This is a genomic window from Cyanobium sp. BA20m-p-22 (genome assembly GCF_024346275.1).
GTDB lineage: Bacteria > Cyanobacteriota > Cyanobacteriia > PCC-6307 > Cyanobiaceae > Cyanobium_A.
This window is the reverse complement of the sequence record NZ_JAGQCQ010000025.1, coordinates 1-20,173: the sequence shown is the minus strand read 5'-3', so window position 1 is coordinate 20,173 and position 20,173 is coordinate 1. Positions and strand designations below refer to the sequence as shown.

At 65.9% G+C, this 20,173-nt stretch carries 23 protein-coding genes, 1 tRNA gene and 1 pseudogene; 8 read left to right on the top strand and 17 right to left on the bottom strand.

Translation table 11 applies throughout. From position 1 onward, the window contains the following. The 4 genes from KBZ15_RS03930 to KBZ15_RS03915 all read right to left on the bottom strand — a co-directional run. The coding region (locus KBZ15_RS03930; RefSeq protein WP_255013543.1) for a terminase at positions 1-1,247 on the bottom strand (1,247 nt) is incomplete at its 3' end. Continuing rightward, a complete protein-coding gene (locus KBZ15_RS03925; protein WP_255013542.1) occupies positions 1,244-1,798 on the bottom strand; it encodes a hypothetical protein in 555 nt (184 codons plus the stop codon). The genes KBZ15_RS03925 and KBZ15_RS03930, both read right to left, overlap by 4 nt. Positions 1,799-2,243: 445 nt before the next feature. Next, complete coding sequence (locus KBZ15_RS03920) at positions 2,244-5,009, bottom strand: primase-helicase zinc-binding domain-containing protein (protein WP_255013541.1); 2,766 nt, start codon at positions 5,007-5,009, stop codon at positions 2,244-2,246. Next, positions 5,009-5,194 (bottom strand): hypothetical protein, encoded by a 186-nt coding sequence (locus tag KBZ15_RS03915; protein ID WP_254942272.1) that lies wholly within the window; start codon positions 5,192-5,194, stop codon positions 5,009-5,011. Before KBZ15_RS03915 ends, KBZ15_RS03920 begins: the two co-directional genes overlap by 1 nt. An 80-nt stretch (positions 5,195-5,274) precedes the next feature. Here KBZ15_RS03915 and KBZ15_RS03910 point away from each other — a divergent pair, with 80 nt between their 5' ends. After that, complete coding sequence (locus tag KBZ15_RS03910; RefSeq protein WP_255013538.1) at positions 5,275-6,669, top strand: DEAD/DEAH box helicase; 1,395 nt, start codon at positions 5,275-5,277, stop codon at positions 6,667-6,669. Next, complete coding sequence (locus tag KBZ15_RS03905) at positions 6,666-7,010, top strand: VRR-NUC domain-containing protein (RefSeq protein WP_255013536.1); 345 nt, start codon at positions 6,666-6,668, stop codon at positions 7,008-7,010. Before KBZ15_RS03910 ends, KBZ15_RS03905 begins: the two co-directional genes overlap by 4 nt. 22 nt (positions 7,011-7,032) lie before the next feature. Here KBZ15_RS03905 and KBZ15_RS03900 read toward each other — a convergent pair whose 3' ends face one another. The 3 genes from KBZ15_RS03900 to KBZ15_RS03890 all read right to left on the bottom strand — a co-directional run bounded on the left by KBZ15_RS03900 (position 7,033) and on the right by KBZ15_RS03890 (position 8,993). After that, a complete protein-coding gene (locus tag KBZ15_RS03900; protein WP_255013534.1) occupies positions 7,033-7,173 on the bottom strand; it encodes a hypothetical protein in 141 nt (46 codons plus the stop codon). A gap of 378 nt (positions 7,174-7,551) precedes the next feature. Then, on the bottom strand, positions 7,552-8,775 hold the full coding sequence (locus tag KBZ15_RS03895; protein ID WP_255013532.1) for a hypothetical protein: 1,224 nt from the start codon (positions 8,773-8,775) through the stop codon (positions 7,552-7,554). Positions 8,776-8,919: 144 nt separating this feature from the next. Then, positions 8,920-8,993 (bottom strand) — tRNA-Arg (locus tag KBZ15_RS03890). 121 nt (positions 8,994-9,114) lie between these two features. Between KBZ15_RS03890 and KBZ15_RS03885 the strand changes: the two genes are divergently transcribed. Continuing rightward, positions 9,115-9,348, top strand: a complete 234-nt coding sequence (locus KBZ15_RS03885; protein ID WP_255013530.1) for a hypothetical protein — start codon at positions 9,115-9,117, stop codon at positions 9,346-9,348. A gap of 49 nt (positions 9,349-9,397) precedes the next feature. Next, positions 9,398-10,138 carry a helix-turn-helix domain-containing protein gene (locus KBZ15_RS03880; RefSeq protein ID WP_255013527.1) on the top strand — a complete coding sequence of 247 codons (741 nt, stop codon included), beginning with the start codon at positions 9,398-9,400 and terminating at the stop codon, positions 10,136-10,138. Here the strand turns inward: KBZ15_RS03880 and KBZ15_RS03875 are convergent. Both KBZ15_RS03875 and rsmI read right to left on the bottom strand, forming a co-directional pair. After that, positions 10,117-10,359: a hypothetical protein gene (locus KBZ15_RS03875; protein ID WP_197148217.1), complete on the bottom strand. Its 243-nt coding sequence runs from the start codon at positions 10,357-10,359 to the stop codon at positions 10,117-10,119. The genes KBZ15_RS03880 and KBZ15_RS03875 overlap by 22 nt on opposite strands. A gap of 32 nt (positions 10,360-10,391) precedes the next feature. Further along, on the bottom strand, positions 10,392-11,255 hold the full coding sequence (gene rsmI, locus KBZ15_RS03870) for a 16S rRNA (cytidine(1402)-2'-O)-methyltransferase (RefSeq protein ID WP_255013524.1): 864 nt from the start codon (positions 11,253-11,255) through the stop codon (positions 10,392-10,394). A 43-nt stretch (positions 11,256-11,298) separates the two neighbouring features. On the opposite strand from rsmI, the gene KBZ15_RS03865 reads away from it, so the two are divergent. Continuing rightward, entirely contained in the window at positions 11,299-12,234 is a 936-nt protein-coding gene (locus KBZ15_RS03865) for a 3'(2'),5'-bisphosphate nucleotidase CysQ (protein ID WP_255013522.1), read from the top strand. An 83-nt stretch (positions 12,235-12,317) separates the two neighbouring features. On the opposite strand, the gene KBZ15_RS03860 is transcribed toward KBZ15_RS03865, so the two are convergent. From KBZ15_RS03860 to KBZ15_RS03825, 8 genes are all read right to left on the bottom strand, one after another. Then, the gene (locus KBZ15_RS03860) at positions 12,318-14,459 is read right to left on the bottom strand and encodes a polyribonucleotide nucleotidyltransferase (RefSeq protein WP_255013519.1); all 2,142 of its coding nucleotides are present in this window, start codon (positions 14,457-14,459) and stop codon (positions 12,318-12,320) included. A 65-nt stretch (positions 14,460-14,524) separates the two neighbouring features. Further along, positions 14,525-14,827 (bottom strand): 30S ribosomal protein S14, encoded by a 303-nt coding sequence (rpsN, locus tag KBZ15_RS03855; protein WP_197148221.1) that lies wholly within the window; start codon positions 14,825-14,827, stop codon positions 14,525-14,527. A 36-nt stretch (positions 14,828-14,863) separates the two neighbouring features. Beyond that, positions 14,864-15,517, bottom strand: coding sequence for an endonuclease III (gene nth / locus KBZ15_RS03850; protein ID WP_255013518.1), 654 nt, complete (start codon positions 15,515-15,517; stop codon positions 14,864-14,866). Continuing rightward, positions 15,517-16,605: an RIP metalloprotease RseP gene (gene rseP / locus KBZ15_RS03845; protein ID WP_255013516.1), complete on the bottom strand. Its 1,089-nt coding sequence runs from the start codon at positions 16,603-16,605 to the stop codon at positions 15,517-15,519. Before rseP ends, nth begins: the two co-directional genes overlap by 1 nt. Positions 16,606-16,763: 158 nt before the next feature. Then, a complete protein-coding gene (locus tag KBZ15_RS03840; RefSeq protein ID WP_255013514.1) occupies positions 16,764-17,102 on the bottom strand; it encodes a type II toxin-antitoxin system RelE/ParE family toxin in 339 nt (112 codons plus the stop codon). After that, positions 17,083-17,316 (bottom strand): addiction module protein, encoded by a 234-nt coding sequence (locus KBZ15_RS03835; RefSeq protein ID WP_255013512.1) that lies wholly within the window; start codon positions 17,314-17,316, stop codon positions 17,083-17,085. Before KBZ15_RS03835 ends, KBZ15_RS03840 begins: the two co-directional genes overlap by 20 nt. 450 nt (positions 17,317-17,766) lie before the next feature. Beyond that, positions 17,767-19,044, bottom strand: coding sequence for a serine--tRNA ligase (gene serS, locus KBZ15_RS03830; protein ID WP_255013511.1), 1,278 nt, complete (start codon positions 19,042-19,044; stop codon positions 17,767-17,769). 69 nt (positions 19,045-19,113) lie between these two features. Next, positions 19,114-19,404, bottom strand: coding sequence for a NifU family protein (locus KBZ15_RS03825; protein ID WP_255013509.1), 291 nt, complete (start codon positions 19,402-19,404; stop codon positions 19,114-19,116). Between the two features lie 91 nt (positions 19,405-19,495). On the opposite strand from KBZ15_RS03825, the pseudogene KBZ15_RS03820 reads away from it, so the two are divergent. From KBZ15_RS03820 to KBZ15_RS03810, 3 genes and pseudogenes are all read left to right on the top strand, one after another. After that, positions 19,496-19,678, top strand: a pseudogene (locus KBZ15_RS03820) (IS5/IS1182 family transposase); the annotation flags it as partial. Between the two features lie 36 nt (positions 19,679-19,714). Further along, the gene (locus KBZ15_RS03815; protein WP_255013508.1) at positions 19,715-19,873 is read left to right on the top strand and encodes a hypothetical protein; all 159 of its coding nucleotides are present in this window, start codon (positions 19,715-19,717) and stop codon (positions 19,871-19,873) included. Positions 19,874-19,935: 62 nt separating this feature from the next. Further along, positions 19,936-20,173, top strand: a 238-nt coding sequence (locus KBZ15_RS03810) for a hypothetical protein (protein ID WP_255013507.1), incomplete at its 3' end; no start/stop codon positions are given.

Sequence of the window (20,173 nt, the reverse complement as noted above, 5' to 3'; positions counted from 1 at the left end):
GCCTCCATCTCCAAGGCAGTGACCTGAGGCGGCCCTTCGTGTTCGCCCGTGCGCGGGTTGAGCGTTCTCGGTTGTGGTGCCAGCAGACCCGCCAGGCAGAAGCCGCAGTAGTCGCTCTCCGCCTCCCCCTTGAACGACAGGTCGCACGAGAGGGCCAGCAGGGCGTACTGCCGCTGGCGGCCAGCCGCCTGGCTTGTTGATTCCCTCGGGAATGGGGGCCGGATCCAGTTGCGCAAGAAGATCGAACCAGACGCCGGGCTAGGCCGCTGTTGGTACAGCGCTGCCCACCAGTAGGCACCAAGGCGGGCACGGATCTTGATCAGTTCCGACAGGGGGAACCGCTCCGGACACAGCGCCTCGCCCCTCTCGCGCCAGTCCGGAATCAGCGTGCAGGTAGGCGGCAGCTTGGGGCGCTCAGCCGGTTCCTCTGCAACAGCTGGTAGGTCCAGCACGGTCCACTGCTGCGGCGCCTCACCCAGCTCCTGCTCATACAGCCAGCCGATCAAGTCCTGGTGGTCCCAGCGGGTGAGCACCACCACCTGAGCCGAAAGATTCGGCTGCTCGCTGCCGTCTGCTCCCAGCACCATGGCCGGCTCAGCCCGGGTGAGCCACACCGAGCGCAGCCAGTCGATCAGCTTCTGCCGCAGCGCAGGACTGGCGGCATCACCTGGGCCCTTGTAGGGGTCGTCAATGATTCCCAGGCTGTAGCCCTTACCCGTAAAGGGGCCATCGACTCCGGCAGCGATACACCCGCCCCGCTGGCGGGTAAGCCAGTTGCCCACCGCCGCCAAGTCCCGGGCCAGCAAGTGGCCGGTCACCCGGTAGAAGTGGCGCGCTTCTCTGGAGTGGGCGTAGGCCAGCTCCGCCGAGTACGACGCAATAGCCGCAAAGAGGTGCGGGTAGCGCTGCAAGAAGTAGGCCGGAAACAGCTTGGAAACCAGGAGACTTTTGCCGAGTCGGGGAGGACAGGTAACGATCAGGCGGCTCAGCTGGCCATCGGCCACCTGCTGGAGCAGCTCGATCAGCACCTCAGCCCAGTGGTGGAAGCCGTAGCGGGGGTAGGCCTCGGCAATGAAGCTGCGCAAGGTCTGGGGTTCTGCCTGGATTGGGGTGGTGGTTGTGGGGAGTTGCAGCAGGCCGGCATCACCCCAGGGGTCGAGCTCGCTCAGCAGCAGGCCGCCTTCTGCAGGGGCTTGTGGCGTGAGCACTGGTGCTGTCATCACGGTGGCGCTGGTGCTCACGGTCATGCCCTCGGCTCCGGTGGCTTAATCGGTGCTCGCAGCAGGCCGCCGATCTCAGCGATCACCCGAAAGGCGCCAACCGCGGCAGAAAACTGCTCGGAATCCATCGCCCGGCGGGCGCACTCATTGAGGGCAAAGATCTGCTCAGCCTGGTGGCGCCGCCGGTCGGTGATCAGCTCCTCCACCATCCGCTCGCGGGCGAGGTTGAGGTAGCGGTTCACCGTCTGGCTGTTGCGGACCCCCCATTTCTCACCAGCATTTTCGAGGATCTGTACCAGCGGCAGTCGCTGAGCGATCCAAAGCTGGGACTCTGCGATGCGTCGCTCGATCTCCAGTCGGCTGGGTCTAGGGACTGGGATTGCCCCACGCTTCTGTCGCGGTGGATTGCCCTTGCCTACGGGGCGGCTGGGGTCAACGCCCACCGTCTCGCCCAGGGGCCGGCCGTCGGCGTCCTCTGCAGAAGCAGCAGTGCGCAGGGCTTCTATGGGATCGAGCTGGCGAGCCTCCAGCAGCGCAAGAGCGCTGGGATCAGCAGCGGGAGGGTGTCCGGCAGCCACGCGTAAACAACACCTGCAGAGGAAAAAGCAATGCCAACGCGAATGAGATGCGGTGTATTGGCGTTCCCGAAAGCATAGCCGTGTTGCCAAGGGTTGATTTCTATGGCCATGCGTCGCGCTACCGGTGCCGAGCGAGTCCGCTCCTGCCTGTCCACTCAAGGGCTGCCGGCTGCCGTCTAACAGGCCGGAGCGGTTCTAACAGCGTTCTAACAGCTGCTGTTAGACCTCAGATCCACTGCGCAGCAGCAGCTCTGGGCTGCTCTCCTCTTCTTTCTAACCTTCTAACAGAAAGAGATAGATACACAAGCAAAGAGGGGGAGGCAGGGGGTCTCTCCTGGATCAGGGGTGTGCACTGGGGTGTGTAAAGAGAGAGTCCCTACCCCCTGTAGGAGTGTTAGAACGTTAGAAACCAGTCACTGCAACGGTTTTCGCTCTAACAGCCCTGTTAGATAACGGCCCCTTCTAACGCTCCGGCGCCGGTGAGCATGGCCAGGGGCAGGGCCACAGCCCGCGAGCTGCCCAGTCCGCGGAAGTGCACCAGCTGCGAGCGGCTGGCGCCAGGCAGGCGGCTGAGGATGGCACCCCAATTGGTCACCCAGGCGGTATCCGCCAGCATGCGGGCAATGGCTTCTGCGCTGTTGCTGATCAGCAGCTCCCCCTCCCGCACCCGCAGGCCATGGCGGGCCAGCAGGTCGGCGGCATCAGCGGGCCGCACCGGCTCCATCGGTGAGGGCAGGGCGCTGGACACCAGCTCCACCAGTTCCAGCACCGTGCGGGACAGCACCGAGCGCTCCTCGCTCTCCACCCGCAGCTGGTGCTGCAGTATCCGGTTGAGGCAGCGGCGCTCATCCGGGACCTCCGTGCTTTCGCGGTAGCTGCTCCAGTCCGCGCCATCGATCAGGCTCTGCACCTCCGCCGCGCTGGGCACGCGCGAGGCCTGCAGCGACCAGGCCCCGGCCAGCAAGGTGCCGTACTGATCGCCCAGGGCCTGGGAATCGAAGTGAGCGGCCGCCACCTGGGAGCAGACGACGATCGAGCGTCGGATCACCGGGATCAGCACCACGGTGCGGGCGATCAACCGGTTGGCGAACGCCGGTGTGATCAGCTGCTCGAGGTCCCGGTCCAGCGCCTGCCAGTGCGCCTCCCGCTGCTGCTGGGGGAGCTCGCTGGGGTTGCGCAGGTTGAGCGGCGCAAAGCGGCGCCGGTCCGCACCCTGCTTGAGACCGGTGGCGATAGAGGAGAGCAGGAACATTGAGCGCACCGAGTAGCGCGCCACCTCGCCTGTAGGTGAGCCCTTGACGATCGCTGCGCGGGATTCGGAACTCGCCACCCGCGCCAGCGCCAAGATCGCCTGGATGCGCTGCTGGTCCTCGCGCTCGTTGCTCTCCGCCTCATCGATCAGCACCGGCAGGGCGTCGGAGCGCAGGGTCTGGCGGATGCCAGCTTCTGTGACGCTGCCGACGAATACCTGAGCCAGATCGGCAAGCAGCACGCCGCAGAAGCGCTCAAACAGATGCGACTTGCCCGAGCCGGCCGGGCCGCTCAGCCAGAGGTGGGGCCGCCAGCGCAGGGCACCACAGATCGGCGCCAGCGTCAGCCATCCCGCCAGCAGCATTGCGGAAGCCGGCACCTCCCAGTGGAAGCGGTCCGCCAAGGTGAGCACCAGCAGTGCCTCCTCGTCGCTGAGCGGCTGGGCAGCCCCCGTGCCCACTAGGGCAGTGCCGCGCTGGTAATGAAAGCGGCTAGCGAGGGTGGCACTGAGTGGCCGCGGCTCACCATCCACCACCAGGCGATCGCCCAGATGCAGCACGCAGCGGCCCTCGTCCCACCAGCTGCCGCGGCCGCGCAAGCGATCGGGATCGAACATTCCCACCGCCGCCTGACGGCAGAACAGATCAGAAGCCGCGGCCGTCCAGTTCACGCCCCGCTTGTTGGGGTAGAGGGTCTCCCAGTAGGCCAGGGGCGCTAGCCGGCAAAGGTTCACGCCGCCGTGGGCCGAGGAGCCCAGCCGCATTACCTGGCCGGTGGAGCGCGGTTGATAGAAGTAGCCGTCGCTGTCGTAGCCCAGGCACACGAAAGGCTCACCGCCTGCGGGGCCTGGCCGCTCAGGCGGCACTGCATGAGAAGCACCGTCCTGTAACACAGGTGCCAGAGCAGCGGCCGGGGCTTTCGCGTCGTCGTCGGCCTCTGCCTGCGGTAGTTGCACTGTTCGGCAATGGGCCTCCAGGTAGGCCTGGGCTTCTGCAGGACTCCAGCTGGCATCGGCCAGATCCCAGCCCGCTGCGCCCGGCGCATCCACCAGGTCCCAGTCCGCCTCCGTACTGCCCGGCGGCAGCACCACCGACACAAGGCAGCCGAGCTCCAGCAGTAGGGACGAGAGCCGCGCCATCGCTTCGCGGCCACTGGTATCGGCATCGGGCCAGAGGCTGACGGCACGGCCGGCTAAGGGGTTCCAGTCGACGCTGCCAATTGCCTGACTGCTGCCGCACCAGCTCACCACCACGTGATCGGGGAACAGCACTACGGCGGCATCGGCTGCTTTCTCCCCCTCAGTGATCAGCACCGGCGACCAGAAGTGGCGCTCTAACTCCGCCAGCCGGTAGAGCGGCCTGGGGGCCGGCCAGTCGGAGCGGAACGGATCGCGGCGGGAGGGGAAGTGCCAACCCCCAGCCAGCCAGGTGCGCTGCACGAACACCTTGCGCTTACGGCCGCCCTGCAGCAGATCCAGGCGCTGCACCCAGAACAGTGGTGCTCCGGCCGCATCGGTGTAGCACCACTGGCCGCTGGCGCTGCCCAGCTCCGGTGGCCGGGCAGCGGGCGGTGGGGTGTCGGGGATGCGGGTAGGTCGGCCGGCCTTGCTGCCTGAGCGGCTGTGCCTGGGGCTGGCAGGGGCTGGCCGGTGCGGGGCTGGCTGCGCCGGCAGGGCCAGGTGGGCCTCGATGCGGCGGGCAGCGGTGGCGAAGTCCCAGCCGGTAAGGCGCAGCAGTAGATCCATGCCGCTGCCACCGCCACCGCGCTGCTCGCGGCCGCCGCACTGGTTGCAGAACCAGCCGCCCGGGCCGTCATCGCGGTCCCAGCGGTAGCGGTCGGTGCCGCCGCAGGCGGGGCAGGGCTGATGGCGGTTCTCCAGCTGCTCCGGTGCCAGAGCAGCGAGCTCGATCAGCAGCCGCGGCCACTGGCCAGCCGCAGCTGCCAGCACATCGGTGGCCATCAGCGCTGGGGAGTTTGGGCCCCAGCAGGAGGTACGGGCTGCTGAGCGTTGAGCGACCGTCCCTCGCCACGCATCACCTGCACCAGGGTGCGGCGCACAAAGGAGGCACGACTCTCGATGCCCGCGGCATGGTCATCGATCCAGGAGACCACGGCCTCCGGCAGCTGCAACTGGATGCGCTTCATAGTGGCATTAAAATGCTTGCCCGAAAGCCTAGCCGGTGTTTCGCAAGCCCTAAACTCTGCCGCGGTGCTGCCTTGCCGGTGTGTCTTTCAGCCTGCGCCCCTATCAGCAGGAGGCCGTAGAGCGCGTGCGCCAGGCCTTCCTTTCGGGCCATCGCGCCGTGCTCTTTGTGCTGCCGACCGGCGGCGGCAAGACCGTGGTGTTCAGCCACATCGCCGAGCAGGCCGCTGCCCGCGGCAAGCGCATCGCCGTACTGGTGCACCGGGCTGAACTACTTGATCAGGCCTGCCGCTCCCTGGCGGCAATGGGAGTGCGCCATGGCGTGATTGCCGCCGGCCGCTCCATGAACCTGGCGGCGCCAGTGCAGGTGGCCAGCGTCCAGACCCTGGCCCGGCGCCTGGCGCAGCTGCCGGCCGATCTGTTCCAGCTGCTGGTGGTGGATGAGGCCCACCACAGCAATGCCGGCACCTGGGCCAAGGTGATCGGCCACTTTGAGCGAGCCCTGCTGCTGGGCGTCACGGCCACGCCGGTGCGAGGCGATGGCCGCGGCCTCGGCGAGTTCTATTCCGCCCTGGTGCTCGGCCCCAGGGCCGCCTGGCTATGCGCCGAGGGCTATCTGGCACCAGCGCGGGTGTTTGCCCCACCGCTGGGGTTCTCGGTGAAGGACCTGCGCCGGCGGATGGGGGATTTCGACCTGAGGCAGGCCGCCGGTGAGCTGGGCGGCAGCCGCATCCTTGGCGATGCGGTCAGTCACTACCTCAGCCACCTGAGCGGAAGCACGGCCATCGCCTTCTGCTGCTCGATCGCCCACGCGCAAGCCGTGGCGGAAACCTTCTCGGAACGGGGCGTGGCCGCGGCCTCGATCGATGGCTCGATGGACCCCCTACAGCGGCGGCGGTTGCTTGAGCAGCTCGGCAGCGGTGAGCTGCAGGTGCTCACCAGCTGCAACTTGATTGGTGAGGGGGTCGATGTGCCGTCGGTGGGGGGCTGCCTGCTGCTGCGGCCCACCCAGAGCCTGGCGCTGCATCTCCAGATGATCGGTCGCTGCCTGCGGCCCCAGCCGGGCAAGCAGGCGGTGATCCTCGATCACGTCGGCAACATCGAGCGTCTCGGTCACCACCTCGACGAGCAGGAGTGGAGCCTCGAGGGCGTGCGCAAGCGCAAGCAGAGCAAGGCCCCCTCCGTGAAAACCTGCCCGGAGTGCTTCTGCGCCATGGCCAGCGCCGCCAGCCTCTGCCCGGAATGCGGCAAGCAGTTCCGGCCGGAGAAGCGGCAGCTGGTGACGGTGGCCGGCGAGCTGAGCGAACTGAGCCAGCAGGAGCTGCGCAGAGAGCGCCGCCGCGAGCAGCGCCAGGCCCGCACCGCGGCTGACCTGGAAGCGCTGGGAACCCAGCGCGGCATGAAAAACCCCAAGGGCTGGGCGCGGCATGTGATCGCCAGCCGCCAGGCGCGCGGCCAGTGGGAGCTGCTGGCATGAGCGAGCAGGAGCTGCAGCAGCGGATCCGCCTGGAGCTGGGCCGCGGCCCGGTGCGGCTATGGCGCAACAACGTCGGCGCCCTGCGCGATGAGCGCGGCCGTCTGGTCACCTACGGACTGTGCAAGGGCAGCAGCGACCTGATCGGTCTCAGCCAGGTCGTGATCGGCCCCGAGCACCTGGGCCAGACCCTGGCGCTGTTCACCGCCCTTGAGGTGAAGACAGTCCGGGGCCGCTTGAGCGAGGAGCAGGAGAAGTTCCTGCGGCTGGTGCAGCAGCTCGGCGGCCGCGCCGGCGTGGTGCGTTGCCTGGACGATGCGCAGCAGATCCTGCGCTTGCCCTGAGGAAGCCTTGGGCGCTCAGGCCTCAGAGCAGCCGGCGACTGCGGCGAGCGAGTGTTCGCTCCACTTCATCAATGTTCCACAGCAGGGGCGGTCTGCTTACTCCGGCGCCGGCTGCTCGGAAATGGTCTCCAGCCCGCAGCACCCCATCTCTGCGCAGACGCAACAGGCTTCTGTCACTAATGCGTAGGGCCTCGCATGCCTCCCGGGTTGAGTGTGTATACGCCATGGAGCGCCTGGGTTCGCCTGGATCGGAATGTAGGCAAACTTCCCGAGGCACAACTGTTCTCTGATCCGCCTATCTGCGGGCTGAACGTATCAGCGTGATGCCCCTGATTTGGTTGCTAAATGGAGTCCTGTGTGGCGCTCTTTTCGGTAACCCCTTTCCTGGTTCCGGCTCTGCTGGTGTCCCATACGGGAACCCGCAGCCCTTCTACCTTGCTGACGCTGAAGTGCTGCGTCGCAAGCGGGGCAGGGGGCGCCGCGCAAACTTAATACTGTTTTCTGCATCCCATTTGGGAACCTGCGCTCCAGGCCTTTTGCATCAGTGATCGGCATCAAGAGGCGGGCGGTTGACCAGTTCCCGTACCCGCGCTTCCAGGCGAGGCATCTCCAGCCGGCGGCCGTAGGTCTGCAGGTGCACAGCTGGTGAGTGGCCCATCAAGGCGGCGCTCTCGCGCACATGCAGCCCTAGGTCGAGGCCCAGCCGCAGGGCAAAGGCATGGCGCAGCCCGTAGGAGGTCAGCTCCGAAGGCAGCTCGGCGGCAATTGCCTGGCGCTGCTGCAGACGCTTGAGCTGCTGGCTGAGCACTTCGCCAGGCGAGCGGTGCTGCACCACGCAGTCCGGCAGTCCGTAGGTCAAGAAGCGATCGACGAGCTGCTGGCAATCGGCCGGCCAGCCAGCAGGGGGAACAGCGGGTACGCGGCGTTGACCCGTGCTGCCCCGGCTGTTGCGCTTGGCATGGGAGACCACGGCCACGGGGTGCCCTTGCTCCTTGAGTAGCACCAGACCTTTGAGTTCAGCAGGGCGCAGCCCAAAGGCCACCAGGCAGTCCCAAGCCACCAGGTCGGCTGCCCCAAGACGAAGACTGGCCTCGACGCGCGCGCGTAGCTCAGTGATCTCCTCGTCACTGAAGGCACGAACACCTTCCGGGGGCGCCACGGCCTTGCCATTGCCGCGCAAGGGCGCCAAGGACTCCGGCCAGGGCCAGCCAGCTGCCTTCCACAGCTGCCGGTAGCGGTTGAACGCCATCTGGCGTGAGCGGCTGTTGGGAGCCCAGTGCCGCAGGGTGGTTTCCAGCAGCTCCTCGTCGAGTAGCCAGTGCCGGTTGGCCGCTTGCTGCGTGAGCTTCCCGTAATAAGGAAGGTAGGTGCGCTGCCAGGTGGAGATCCCCACCGTCTCCCCGAGCAGTCCCTTCTCAAGCCGCAGGATCACCTTGTTCAGTTCCTCCGGGCGTAGCCGGCGCTCATTGCCTGCGGGGAGGCAGTCCTCAGGGTCCGGCCAGCGCCAGGTGCCAGCCATGACCGCTTCATGGATGGCCATTGCTTCTGTGAGCGCTTCTGAGGTCTTGTCGGGCGCCGCGCTGGTCTGCAGGGTGACGGCCCGGACCTTGGGAGCTGCTGCTGCAGGTTCATCAGGGCGGAGCGGCAGCTCGGCGCTCAGCACCCGCAGGCGGTCGTGGTGCAGCTGGAGAAACCAGCCACCCCGCCCGCCACGACTTCGCTTGAAGCTGCGGGAGAGGTCCTTGAGGCACGGCGGGCTGGACACGGGTCTTGGGTAAAAACTGGGTAAAAAATAGTCCGATCTCGACGGTTTCAGGCGGTTTTGAGCCGATCCAGTCGGATCAGCCCCTCTCCTGAAAGCCCCTGCGGTGACTGGCCTAAACCCCTGACACCGCTTGGCTTTTGGTAACGCCCCCTGTTGGATTCGAACCAACGACCGGCTGCTTAGAAGGCAGCTGCTCTATCCGGCTGAGCTAAGGGAGCTGGGTGGGTCGATCAGGGGTGGCTGGCACCGCCCCACGGCCTTGAACCATGATCGCCCAGCCCCTGTCGGCTCCACAAGTTCCCCAGCACAGGCAAGATTGGGTGCTACTTGGCTCCGCCCATGCCTTCAAAACTGCTGCTTGCCACCCTTGCCCTGCTGGCCATGGGCACATCGCTGGCTGCCAGGGCCATGAATCTGGACCAGGCCTGTGAGAGGTTTGCCAGCAGGCTCACTGCTGCCCAGGCCTCAGGTGACAGCCAGCAGGCCCAGACCATCTATCAGAAGGGCAGCCAGCGCATCGCCGCCAACTTCAATGGCGCCACCTGCCCGAACGTCCAGCCGCCCAAGCCTTGAGTCCAAAGGTCTGTGCCCCTAGAGTGACCTGCTGCGCTTGTCTTGTCCCATGGCTGCCACCCGGCTTTCCGACAGCCAGAAAATCGAGATCGTGGCGCGATACCGTGCAGGGGAGGGCAGCAGTGAGCTGGCTGGGGCTTTTGGCTGTAGTGCAATCACCGTCAGCCGGGCTGTCAAGGCTGCCCTCGAACCCGCCGAATACGATCAGCTCAAACAGCAGCGCAGTCGCCCGACCAAACCAGCCCCTGTGCAGCTGTTGGACCCGCCCCAACCCCCGCAAATCCAGCCCGAAATAGCAGCAGAGCCAGAAACGTCAGGGCCCGAAACAGCAGCAGAAGATGACGGCATTGCCGTGCTGGCGATCGAAGATGCGGATGATTTCGGCGATGACTTCAGCGATGATTTCGGCGACGACGAGCTGCCTGATCAGTTCGTTGAGGTGACCCCGCTGCTGGCTGATCAGCCAGCCGAGCCGGCCCGCTGCCAGCCCCTGGCGGAGGCGCCCCTGCCCGCCAGTGTTTACATGCTCGTCGACAAGATCGTCGAACTCCAGGCCAGGCCCCTCAAGGAGTTTCCAGAGCTGGGCCTGTTGCCCGATGGGGAAGGGGATCGCCAGGCCCTGTTGGTTTTTGCCAACCCCCGCCAGGCCAAACGCCACTGCGGACGCAGTCAGCGGGTGATCAAGGTTCCCGATACCCGGGTGCTTGAGCGCACCGCGCCTTACCTGATCGCCCAGGGCATCAGCCGTGTGGTGATTGAGGGCAGTCTCTATTCCCTGCCTGGCAGCTGATCGCTGCGGGGGGCTGCCAGTGCCGCGCTGCAGCCACCGCTGAGCACCCCGATCACCAGGGCCAGCCCCACCAGGAAGCCGGCGGGCAGGGGTGCGGTGCGGCTGAAGCCGAGGTTGAGGCTGGGCCGTTGTTCGAGGTTCTGGGCGCCCAGGCAAAGGATCAGTAGCAGCAGGCTGCCGCCCAGCAGGCTGGTCAGCAGCAGACGCAGGCGCACAAGCATCTAGGGCTAGTAGCTCGTGGGAGTCTGATGCCTCAGCTGGCTTGGTGCAGCAGGGCGTAGAGCTCCCGCTTGCTGTGGCCGGTGCGCTCCGCCACCAGTTTGGCGGCCGCATTGCTGCTGTGGCCAGCAGCCTGTAGGGCCCGCAATTCGGCGCTGAGGGCGGGAGCATCCCAGCACGGTGGCGGCGGTGCTGGGGCACCGCCCAGCACCAGGGTGCACTCCCCCTGGGGGGGCGTGCGGCGGAAGTGCTCGAGGGCCGCTGAAACCGTCGGCCCCACCTGCTCCTCGTGTTTTTTGGTGAGTTCCCGGGCCACCTGCAGGGGCCGGTCGCCCAGCACCGCCAGCAGATCGGTGAGCAGCTCCAGCAGCCGGTGGGGCGCTTCAAACAGCACCAGGGTGCGCTGCTCTTCCGCCAGTTCCTGCAGTCGCTGGCGGCGCTGGTTTGGCTTGGGCGGCAGGAAGCCTTCAAAGCAGAAGCGGCCGCTGGGCAGGCCGCTGCTCACCAGGGCGGTGGTGACAGCGCTGGGGCCGGGGATGCAGATCACCGCCAGCCCCGCCTGCCGGGCGGCTGCCACCAGCGCCTCGCCCGGATCGGAGATGCCCGGCAGCCCCGCGTCACTGATCAGCGCCAGGGCTTCGCCGGCGGCTAGGGCCTCGAGCAGTTCGGGGATGCGGGCGGTTTGGTTGTGGGCGTGGAAGCTCACCAGCCTCTGCCCCTGCTCTTTCTGGCGCAGGCCCAGTTGGTGCAGCAGCAGGCCGCTGCGGCGGGTGTCTTCACAGGCGATCCGGCTGACCCCCACCAGCACCTGGCGGGCCCGGGGCGAGAGGTCGGCCAGGTTGCCGATCGGGGTGCCCACCAGGTAGAGCACACCTGGGGCTGGTTCGCTGGCTTGCACGGCTCCGGGGGTGCTCCTGCACAATGCTGATCCCTGCGCTCCCATGATGCCGGCTCACCATCCCCTGCCTTCAGGGATTGCATTGGAGGCGCTGGTGGTGGAGTTGCGGCGGCTCAGCTGGGGAGCGGCCGATATTTTGCTGGCCTATGGCCGCGGCGAGCAGCCCCCCTACGGCTTTGCCCGGGCCCTCAGCGTTGAGGAGGGCGGCGAGGGCCCGGTGAGTGCGGCCGATCTGGCGGTAAACCGCTGGCTTCTCGATGGTCTGGCAGGCGCCTTCCCTGCGGCCGCTTGGACCGTACTCAGTGAGGAGACCGCCAAGGAGCAACTGACGCCGGGCGAACCCCTGGCCGCTGAGTGGCTGTGGATCCTCGATCCCCTAGATGGCACCAAGGATTTTTTGCAGGGCACCGGTGAGTACGCCGTGCATCTGGCGTTGGTGCATCGCGGTGAACCCGTGCTGGGGGTGGTGCTGCTGCCGGAAATGGAGGAGCTGTGGCTGGGTGTGATGGCCAGCCTCAGTGGAGGGGCCAGCGAGGCCTGGTGCGAAAATCGGGCGGGAGATCGCCAGCCGGTGCGCTTCAGCGGCCGGCGGGCCCTGGGCGAACTGGTGCTGGTGGCCAGCCGCAACCACCGGGACCAGCGGCTGGAGCACTTGCTGGCCGCTTTGGCGTTGGGAGATACAAGGGCGATCGGCAGTGTGGGCGGCAAGGTGGCCACGATCCTGCGCGGCGAAACAGACCTCTACATCTCGCTTTCGGGCAAGAGCGCTCCCAAGGATTGGGATATGGCCGCTCCTGAAGCAGTGCTGCGGGCCGCTGGGGGCGCCTTCAGCCATGCCGATGGTCGGCCGCTTGCATACAACAGCGGTGACGTGCGTCAGGCAGGGTGCCTAGTGGCAAGCCATGGCCCTAGCCACCTGGAACTGTGCCAGAAGGCGGCTGCGGCCATGGCCTCAATTGATCCTGGTTTCAGGCTTTAGCGGTTTGATAGCAGTTTGCTATCAGTTTCCTAGCAGTGCCCGGGCGGGCGCCGCTAGGCGCTGAAACGATGATCCACCAGCCCTCAGACAGGCACGGGCACGGGGGCTTCTTCCGATTGGGGCACACCGCGCAGGGTGAGGTTGATACGGCCGCGGTTGTCGATTTCGCGCACCCGCACGGTCACTGGATCGCCCACGTTCACCACGTCTTCCACCTTTTCCACCCGGGATTCCGAGAGCTGGGAGATGTGGATCATGCCCTCCTTACCCGGCAGGATCTCAACGAAGGCACCGATCGGGATGACGCGGGTGACGGCACCGCTGAACACCTCTCCCTCGCTGATGCGGCGGGTGAGGCCTTCAATGATGCGCTGGGCCTCCTCGGCGGCGGCGCCATCGTGGCTGGCGATCGTGACGATGCCGCCATCTTCGATGTCGATCTTGGTGTTGGTGCGCTCCGTGATGCCCTTGATCGTGCGGCCGCCGGGGCCGATCACGGTGCCGATCAGCTCCGGATCAATGCGGAAGCTGAGCAGGCGCGGGGCGTGGGGCGACATGGTGTCGCGGGGCTTGTCGATCGCCTCGAGCATCTTCTCGAGGATATGCAGCCTGGCGGGGCGGGCCTGCTGGATGGCTTCGGCAATCGTTTTGACGTTGAGGCCCGTGACCTTCATGTCCATCTGCAGGGCGGTGATGCCCTTCTCGGTGCCGGCCACCTTGAAGTCCATATCGCCGAGGAAATCCTCGATGCCCTGGATGTCGGTAAGGATGCGCACCTCGTCGCCCTCCTTGATCAGGCCCATCGCCGCGCCGCTCACCGGAGCCTTGAGGGGCACACCGGCATCCATCAGGGCCAGGGTGCTGCCGCACACCGAACCCATCGAGGTGGAGCCGTTGGAGCTAAGGCACTCCGAAACCACGCGCAGCACGTAGGGGAAGGATTCCTTGCTTGGCAGCACCGGCAGGATCGCCCGCTCGGCCAGGGCGCCATGGCCCACCTCGCGGCGGCCGGGGGAGCGCATCGGCTTGGTTTCGCCGGTGGAGTAGGGCGGGAAGTTGTAGTGGTGCAGGTAGTGCTTCTCGGTGGACGGGTTGAGGTCGTCGAGCTCCTGGGCATCGCTCGGGGTGCCGAGGGTGGCGCAGGAGAGCACCTGGGTGAGGCCCCGCTGGAACAGGGCTGAACCGTGCACCCTCTTTGGCAGTACGCCGGCGGCGGCGCTGATCGGGCGCACCTCATCGAGGTTGCGGCCATCGACGCGCTTGCCGTCCTTGACGATCTGGGCGCGCATCAGCTTCTTGGTGAGGCTCTTGTAGCTGTTGGCCAGGGCCTTGCCGTTGCTGCTCACCGCCAGCTTCACCGCGTCGTCGTCGGCCAGGGCGGCGATTTTCTCCTTCACCCCGGCCTTGATTGCATCGAGCTTTTCGTCGCGCTCGGGCTTGGTCTGGGAGAACTGCATGAGCACCTCGCCGATGCCGCCGGCACATTCCTGCTCAAGGAAGTTGGGGAGGGTGGCGTCGATGACCTGGGGCTCGGGGAACACCTGCTCGATGCCGAGCTCCTTGAGCAGGTTTTGTTGGGCCTTGATCAGTTCACCGACGGCTTCATAGCCGAAGTCGATCGCTTCGATCACATCCTGCTCGGGGAGCTGGTTGGCACCTGCTTCCACCATGATCACCCCCTCGGGGGTGCCGGCTACCACCAGATCCAGCTCGCTGCGCTCGATCTCGCGGAAGCTGGGGTTGAGCACGAAGTCGTCACCCAGCAGGCCGACCCGCACCGCGGCCATCGGGCCCTGGAAGGGGATGCGGGCCAGCAAGGTTGCCAGGGAGGCGCCGGTCACTGCCAGCACATCGGGCGGCACCCGCTCATCGAGGGAGAGGCAGGTGGCCACGATCTGGATGTCGTCCCTCATCCAGCTTGGGAACAGGGGCCGCATCGGCCGATCGATCAGGCGGCAGGTGAGGATCGCCCGCTCGGGGGGGCGTGCTTCGCGACGGAAGAAGCTGCCAGGGATGCGACCGGCGGCGTAGAGCCGCTCTTCGTAGTCGCACATCAGGGGGAGGAAATCGATGCCTTCGCGGCCTCCTGAGCGGGTGGCGGTTACCAGAACTGAGGTATCACCACATTCGACCAGCACCGAGCCCCCGGCTTGGGGGGCAAAACGACCGGTGGTCAGCCGGATCTCCCGACCATCGAAGGAGATCGACTGAGTTTGTCCTTGCACTTGCGCTTATGTCCTGTTGTTGTCAACAGCCATTCTCGCATTTTGCCCGGCGCCTGGGGCCCGACTCACCAGGAGGATTTCACGACACCGGGGAGTTCGCCCTTGTGGGCCCGCTCGCGCAACTGGTTGCGGCAGAGGCCGAAATCGCGGTAGAAGCCCCGGGGCTTGCCGGTAGCCCAGCAGCGGTTGCGCACGCGGGAGGGGGCGCTGTTGCGGGGCAGGCCCTGGATCTTGCGGTGGATCTCCAGGCGCTCCATTGGATCGGCAGCTGCGTCAAAGGCCGCCTTGAGGGCAGCGCGCTTGGCGGCGAAACGCTCCACGATCTTCTTGCGCTTCACATCGCGCGCAATCATCGATTTCTTCGCCATGCGGCCTGGGTTTCGAACAGTTAGATATCGGTGAGCTTACCCTGAAGGCCTGCTGCCCATGGGGCAGAGGTCGGCGATCGGACAGTCGCCGCAGCGGGGCTTGCGGGCCGTGCAAACGGCCCGGCCGTGGAAGATCAGCCGGATTGAGAGGTTCTGCCAGTCGGCCTGGGCCACCAGTTTCATCAGGTCGGGCTCGATTCGCCGGGGCTCCCTGTGGCGGCTGAGCTGCAGGCGCTGGGCCAGTCGGCTCACGTGGGTGTCCACGGTGACCCCGGCGTTGATGCCAAAGCACCAGGCCAGCACCACCGAGGCGGTTTTGCGGGCCACCCCAGGCAGCAGCAGCAACTCCTCCATGGTTTGCGGCACATTGCCGCCATGGTGCTCAACCAGCAGCCGGGAGGCCCCCACGATCGCCTTGGCCTTGTTGCGAAAGAAACCGGTGGACTGCACATAGGGTTCCACCTCGCCTGGTTCCACCGCAGCTGCTGCGGCGGCATCGGGGAAGCGTTCAAACAGGGCTGGGGTAACCAGGTTGACCCTGACGTCAGTGCACTGGGCCGAGAGCATGGTGGCCACCAGCAGCTCGTAGGGATTGCGCCAGTCGAGCGAGCAGGTGGCTTCGGGGTAGAGCTCCCCGAGGCGCGCCAGCAACTCGGGTGCGCGCCTGCGGGCACTGGCCAGGCGGGGCATCAGCGGCCGAGGAGCTGTTGCACGGCCGGTAGCTGGGAGGTGTCCTTGACGATCAGCACCACGCTCAGCCCCACCAGAAATACAAAGCCCGACTGCATGAAGGCCATCTGGAAGCGCTCGGGCAGGGGCTTGCCGCGCAGGCCCTCGAGCAGAAGCAGGGCCAGCTGGCCGCCGTCGAGCAGGGGCAGGGGCAGGGCATTGAGCACCGCCAGGTTGATCGAGATCAGGGCGGTGAAGATGAACAGGCTGCTGCCACCCTGCTTGGCCAGAGACGCCCCCATCTCCACGATCTTCACCGGGCCAGATACCTGGCCGGCGGTTTCGCCAAAGTGGGTGGCCAGGGTCACGAAGCCGGCCACGGTGCGGCTGGTGAGGGCGGCGAAGTCGTGGTTGGCCTGGCGGAAGGGCTCGAAGGGGCCGCGGGCGGGGCGGAAGGCTTCGGTGCCGTTGGGTTGGAGCTGGGCGCCGATGCGGCCGATTCCGCCCAAGTCGGCAGGGGTGAGCTGCAGGGGCAGGGTCTGGCCGTTGCGCTCGGCATCGAGGCGCAGGGTCTGGTCGGGGGCGGCCTTGATGCGCTCCACCAACGCGGCAACGGCGCTCTGGCCGCCGCCAAGGTCGTTGCCATTGAGGCTCAAGATGCGATCGCCGGGCTGGAGGCCGGCGGCGGCGGCGGCCTGGCCGGGCTGCACGCCGCTCACCAGCACGCCGGGGCTGGCGCTGAAACCGGCGGGGATGCCGAGCACCAGGCCCTGGCCGAGCAGCACGGTGTAGGCAAGCAGCAGGTTTGCGAGCACGCCGGCGGCGATCACCAGGGCGCGCTGGGGCAGGGGCCGGTTGGAGAGCAGGTTGGGGTCGTTCTTGGGGATGGGGCTGTCGTCGTCGTCATCGGGGAAGGCCACGAAGCCGCCTAGGGGGATGGCCCGCAGGGCGAACTGCACCCCGCGGCGCTTGTATTCGATCAGTACAGGCCCAAAGCCGATCGAGAAGCTGCTGACGCGGATCCCCTGCCAGGTGGCGGCAAAGAAGTGCCCCGCCTCGTGCACCACGATCAGCCCCGCCAGGATCGCCAGTGCGGTGAGAACGCCCATTCAGGCCCTGTATTGAATGAGCCCATTGTGCCGGGTTTGCCTGGGGGCAGGGGGCGGCTGGCACGCTGAGACTCTGAACTATTTCTTGGCTTAGTCCAATCGCTGTGGATCGGCAAGCTCGATGTAGAGGGTGTCGGTATCTGGGAAGTAGCAGATTTTTAAGGCGCGGGGGGTGCAGAACGCGATTCATCTGCAGGGGTCAGTGATTTGCTGAGGCGGCTGCGGATCCAACTGGGTTCCCTCCGGCAATCAAGAACCGCGTAGATGTCGATCGACGTGCTTTCGTGCAAGTAGTAAAGAGCAAAGGGAAATCGCCCTATCAGCATCCGGTAAAAACCTTCCACCTTGATATGAATGCCGGGATGGAGCTTCAAAGTGTGCACATCTGTTTCGATGGCATCTAGGAAACGATCACCCAGTCCTGTGCTCTGGCGCTCGTAGAAAAACCAGCCGTTGCGCAGATCCTCCCGAGCTCCGTCAAGGAGCCTGATATCCATGCAGCTCTGCCTTTAACTCAGCGATGGCCGACGCCCAGTTCTGAAAGCTTGCTGTGCCATCCTGGATCTGCTGAAGGCGCCTGTGCAGCTCTTCTCCATGCCAGGCGGGTGAAACTACCTGTTCAGGAGCCTTGGACAGCTCGCACCAGAGCAATTCCATTGCCTGAATTTTATCTTCAAGGCTCATTTGAGTGAGAGGAAGATCGACGGCCATCTTGAATCCCCCTCCAGTCAGGTGATGACTTGATTGTAGGCCGAAGTTGGTGCGGATTGGGAATTCTCGTTGCCTGCGCTTGTAGCAAGCCCCTGTTACAACGGGCCTGCTGTCGATCCGGCCCGTTGCCTCTCTCGGAATCCACCAGGCGCTCCATCCCTTCCAGTTGGGTTCTCAGGTGTTGGTGTTGATCCATCGTCCTGATCCCAGCCAACGTCACTCAAGACCGAGGTTACGTCGCACAAGCTCCCAGCTCACGGCCTCCTCAGGATGTTGCTGATGCCGGCTCCAGCGCCTGTTCCAGCTCCGCGCTATCCAGGCTTTGTCACAAGCCCATGGCAAGCTCCAAACGCTCAGTTGCGGGGAGGGCCAGCAGCTCGGAGAGGTTGGTGAGTCCCATGGGCAAGCCGCATGGCTATTGAGGCATCAGGCTAAAGGCTTCATCCGCAATCACACCGCGCTAATCGTGTCGCTGCCGAAGTAGGGCGCCAGGGCGGCGGGCAGGCGCACGGAGCCATCGGCTTGCTGGCCGGTTTCGAGCAGGGCGGCCATGGTGCGGCCCACGGCCAGGCCGCTGCCGTTGAGGGTGTGCACCAGCTGGGTGGATTTGCCTTCCTTGAAGCGGATGGCGGAGCGGCGCGCCTGGAAGTCGTTGCACACCGAGCAGCTGGAGATCTCGCGGTAGGAGCCGGCGCCGGGCAGCCACACTTCCAGGTCAAAGGTGCGGGCGGCGGAGAAGCCCATGTCCCCAGTGCAGAGATCGATGCGGCGGTAGGGCAGCTCGAGGGTTTCCAGCACGGCTTCGGCGTCGGCGGTGATCTGCTGGTGGGCGGCGGCTGACTGCTCGGGTGTGCAGAACCAATACAGCTCTACCTTGTTGAACTGGTGCAGGCGGATCAGGCCGCGGGTGTCGCGGCCGTAGCTGCCGGCTTCGCGGCGGAAGCAGGGGGTGTAGGCGGCGTAGCGCAGGGGGAGCTGCTCGGTGGGGATCAGCTCATCGCGATGCAGCGCGGTGATGGGCACCTCGGCGGTGGGGGTGAGCCAGAGGTCGTCATCGGCGCAGCGGAAGCTCTCCTCGGCGAATTTGGGCAGCTGGCCCGAACCGGTGAGGCTGGCACTGTTCACCAGGATCGGCGGCATCACCTCGCGGTAACCCTTGGCACTGTGCAGGTCGAGCATGAAGTTGATCAGGGCCCGCTCCAGCCGGGCGCCGTCGCCGATCAGGGTGATGAAGCGGCTCTGGGCGATCCGCACGGAGCGCTCGGTTTCAAACAGGCCCAGCCGCTCGCCGATCTGCCAGTGCTCCTCGAGACCCTCCTCCACCCGTGGGCTGCCCCAGCGCTTGATCTCCACGTTGTCGGCCTCGGAGCGACCATCCGGGGCGTCGACAGAGGGCAGGTTGGGCAGGGCGCTGAGGGCTGCGCGGATCTCTTGCTCCAGGGCCTTCTCCTGCTCCTCGAGGCCGGCCACCTGGTGCTTGATGGCGTTGCCCTGGTCGCGCAGGGCCCGCACCTCGGGGCCGCCAGGGGCCGACCCGGCCTGGATCAGCTGGCCCACCTGCCTGCCGATGCGGTTGCCCTCGGCCTGCAGCTCACTGCGGCGCTGTTCGCAGTCCCGCTCCTGCAGGGCGATCGCCTGGAGGCTGGCCAGGTCCACCTCAATGCCGCGCCTCGCCAGCGGCTGGCTGATCAGCTCGGGGTTTTCGCGCAGCAGTCGCTGGTCGAGCACGGGCTCGCAAGGGGGAATGGAGCCCGAAAGCCTAAGGGGCGACTGGGATCAGTCCAGTCAGACGGGGGCTCAGAGCACCTGCACCACTTCGTTCACTTCGGGGATGGCTTCGCGCAGCTTGCGCTCGATGCCCATCTTGAGGGTCATGGTGCTGCTGGGGCAGGAGCCGCAGGCGCCCTGGAGGCGCACCTTCACGATCGGTCCGTCGATCTCCACCACTTCCACGTTGCCGCCGTCGGCCATCAGGTAGGGGCGCAGCTCATCGAGGGTGCGCTCCACGTTTTCCAGGGTGAGGGCGTGGGGGTCGCTGCTCTCGGCGGGGGCTGTGCTGGTTTCAGCTGTAGTGTTGTCGGTGGTCATCGCGGAGTGAGGGCAAGTGGTGGCTTGAGCTTAGGAGTTTGCTGAAAAACCCAGCCACCTCTTCGAAATTGGAGCAACTGCCCCAGTCGTGATGCGAGGTCAGCAGGAGCGCTGCGGCTCCCTGTTCTCCTACGTCTCTATCGAGGAGCAGATCCTGGCCAGTTATCCGTCCAGGCGGATCCGGAAGCTGGCGGATCAGGACCTTGATCGATTGAACCCCACCTTCTGCGCGCTGTGTCCCGCAGAAGGCCGTCCATCGGTGCCGCCTCGGGAAGGCCGACGCCATTGACGCAGAGGCCTCTGTCCGAGCGTGGATCGCCGGCACGGCAAAGGTGAAGCTTTTCTCAGGCGCGCCAAGGATCCGGCCACCGACGGCCGCACCAAGGCGATCATCAAGATTAAAGCGATCCTGATAGCCGCTCCGACGACGCTGCGGGAGCGGCCAGAGCCTCTGCACTACGGTGCTTGAATCAAACTGTGGAGCCCTGCGCTCGGGCCGGTCATAAATCTCTGACAGTAAGCATTATTACAATGCCCAGCGACGTCTGGCGCTACGATAAATATCTTATTCTTAAAAAGTATTTACCAATGAAGGCAATTACTGTAAAAACCGTCAAGAAGGCCGTTAGAGCTCCAAAAGCCCGGCCTCCGTTCGTGGCACTGGGTATTCCCATGCTCGTGATAGGTGCGATAGGAGCTGTTTCTAGTCCCGCCCAGGCCTTTACGGTAATTTCACAGCCAACCGCCTCCTACATCTCAGGCACAACAT